At 74.9% G+C, this 2,809-nt stretch carries 4 protein-coding genes; all 4 read left to right on the top strand.

Features of this window, described 5'->3' with window-relative positions; translation table 11 throughout:
* Nucleotides 1-546, top strand: a 546-nt coding sequence (locus ACYVDO_RS19660; RefSeq protein ID WP_460939083.1) for an FtsB family cell division protein, incomplete at its 5' end; no start/stop codon positions are given.
* Nucleotides 543-1,118, top strand: coding sequence for a DUF501 domain-containing protein (locus ACYVDO_RS19655; RefSeq protein WP_460939081.1), 576 nt, complete (start codon nucleotides 543-545; stop codon nucleotides 1,116-1,118). The genes ACYVDO_RS19660 and ACYVDO_RS19655, both read left to right, overlap by 4 nt.
* Nucleotides 1,115-2,068, top strand: a complete 954-nt coding sequence (locus ACYVDO_RS19650; RefSeq protein ID WP_460939079.1) for a Ppx/GppA phosphatase family protein — start codon at nucleotides 1,115-1,117, stop codon at nucleotides 2,066-2,068. The genes ACYVDO_RS19655 and ACYVDO_RS19650 overlap by 4 nt, the downstream gene beginning before the upstream one ends.
* A 200-nt stretch (nucleotides 2,069-2,268) precedes the next feature.
* Nucleotides 2,269-2,809 (top strand): MlaD family protein (locus tag ACYVDO_RS19645; protein WP_460939077.1); only part of this gene is annotated, 541 nt, incomplete at its 3' end.

Below are 2,809 nucleotides of genomic sequence, written 5' to 3'. Positions count from 1 at the left end.
GCCGGCCGGGCGGCCGACGCCCGCGGTGCCGCGGCCCGCGCGACCTCCGCCCGTCCGGGCGCCGGTCCCGGGCGCTCGCGCGCGACGGCGTCGGGGGCCCTGCGCAAGGCCACGTCGGCCCAGGTCTCCCAGGAGCGCAAGGCCGCCCGCGGCGTCATGCGGGTCGTGGTGCTCGCCTCGATCGTCGTCCTCCTCGCGGTCACGCTCGTGCCGACCCTGCGGTCCTACGTCAACCAGCAGGGCCAGATCGAGTCGCTGCGCGAGCAGGTCGCCAGCCAGCGGGGGGAGGTCGCCGGGCTGCAGAAGGAGCAGGCGCGGTGGCACGACGACGAGTACGTCATGCAGCAGGCCCGCGAGAGGCTCAAGTTCGTCAAGGTGGGGGAGAAGTCCTACACGGTGATCGACGGCAAGTCGGCCGCCCCGGCGGACCCCGGCGTGGCCAAGGCGCCCGCGGCTGCCAGCGACCACCCCTGGTACGGCCAGCTGTGGGAGTCGGTGCGGGCCGCCGACACCGGTCCGCGCGAGACCACGGCCGCCACCAGGTGAGCGAGCAGCCCACCCCGGCAGACCTCGAGGCCGTCGACGCCCAGCTCGGCCGCGTGCCGCGCGGTGTCGTCGCCGTGGCCCACCGCTGCCCCTGCGGCCGGCCCGACGTGCTCACCACCGAACCACGACTGCCCGACGGCACGCCGTTCCCGACCACGTTCTACGCGACCTGCCCCAGGCTGACCGGCGCCATCTCGACCCTGGAGAGCCAGGGCGTGATGCGGGAGATGACCGAGCGGCTCGGCGCCGACGAGGACCTGGCTGCCGCGTACGCCGCCGCCCACGAGGACTACCTCGCCCGCCGCGCCGCGCTGGGCACGGTGCCGGAGATCGAGGGCATCTCCGCCGGCGGCATGCCCACGCGCGTCAAGTGCCTGCACGTCCTCGTCGCGCACTCCCTCGCCGTCGGCCCCGGGGTCAACCCGCTGGGCGACGAGGCGCTCGCGATGCTCGGGGAGTGGTGGGCCGACGGCTCCTGCGTCCCGGACGCTGCGGCCTCCGCGTCGGGGGCCGCCCCGGTCGCCGAGCCCGCCGCCGACCCCGACGAGGCCTCGCCGGAGGTCCGCCCGTGACCCGGGTCGGGGCCGTGGACTGCGGCACCAACTCGATCCGGCTGCTCGTGGCGGACGTCGACGCCGCGACCGGTGAGCTCACCGACGTGCTGCGGCGGATGGAGGTCGTGCGGCTCGGCTACGGCGTCGACCGCACCGGGTCGATCGACCCCGAGGCCATGGCCCGGACGCTGTCCATGGCGGGTGAGTATGCCGGCCAGTGCCGTCAGCTGGGCGCCGAGCAGGTGCGGTTCGTCGCCACCTCCGCCTCGCGGGACGCGTCCAACGCGGGGGAGTTCGTCGCCGGGGTGCGCGAGGCGTTCGGCGACTACGACGTCGCTCCCGAGGTGGTGTCGGGCGAGGAGGAGGCGGCCCTGTCGTTCCGCGGGGCCACCGGTGACCTGCGCGCCCACGAGATCCCCGGCCCCTACCTCGTCGTTGACCTCGGCGGCGGCTCGACCGAGTTCGTCCGGGGCACGACGGCCGTGGAGTCGGCGCGCTCCGTCGACGTGGGCTGCGTGCGGATGACCGAGCGGCACCTGCGCTCCGACCCGCCCACGCCCGAGGAGGTCGACCGCGCGGTCCGCGACGTGCGGGCGGCGGTCGACCTCGCCGAGCAGGTCGTCGACTTCGACGGGGTCGGCTCCCTGGTCGGCCTGGCCGGCAGCGTCACCACCGTCACCGCCAACGCGCTCCGGCTGCCCGCCTACGACCCGCACCGCCTCCACCTGTCCGTGCTCAGCCCGGACGAGGTGGTGGCGTCCTGCGAGGAGCTGCTCCACGCCACCCGCTGCGAGCGCGCTGAGCTGGGCTTCATGCACCCCGGACGCGTCGACGTCATCGGCGGCGGCGCGCTCATCTGGCGCGAGGTCGTGGCCCGGCTCGCGGCCCGCGGGGTGGAGCGCGTCGTGACCTCCGAGCACGACATCCTTGACGGCATCGCGCTGTCGGTCGCCGACCGCACCTCCTGACCCGGCCCGAAGTCCGGGACTTCGGCGCATGACCCCGGGCTGAAACCCGAAGTCCGGGACTTCGGCGCCGAGCCGGGGTCCGACACCCGAGGTCTGGGACCTCGGCGCCGAGCCGGGGTCCGACACCCGAGGTCCGGGACTTCGGCCCGCGTGCCGAGCTGACCGGCCGTAACCTGCCGGGTCACCGTCTCGTTGCCCCGGTGACGCACATCACGCAGCGAGGGGTGGTGAGGGCGGTCGACGAGCGGGTGCGACCAGCGCAGGACGACAGGGCGGCAGACCCCGGGTCGCTCGCTGCCGCCGTGCTCCCGACCACGCCGACCTCGCCCATCGGCCCGGCCCGGGGCTGGATCGCCCGCCTGAGCGACCGGGCCTACGGTCTGGCGTTCCTCGTCGTCGTCGGCCTGCTCATGGCGCTGTGCGTCGCGACCTACGCGAAGGTGTTCGACCGCACGGTCGACGTGACCCTCCTGACCGACCGGGTGGGTTCGCAGCTGCAGACGTCCTCGGACGTCAAGCTGCGGGGGTTGATCGTGGGGGAGGTGCGCAGGGTCGAGACGACCGGGCGGGGTGCTCGGCTGGTGCTGGCGCTGGACCCCTCGACGGTCGGGCTTATCCCGGCGAACGTGTCGGCGCGGTTGCTGCCGAAGACGTTGTTCGGGGAGCGGTACGTCGACCTGGTGTCGCCGCAGGCGGGTAGCCCGGCGCGGCACCTGCAGGATGGCGACACGATCGAGCAGG

It is taken from the genome of Phycicoccus ginsengisoli (assembly GCF_054779295.1).
Note: the sequence above shows the minus strand (reverse complement) of the source record. Positions and strands in the feature narration are given on the sequence as shown.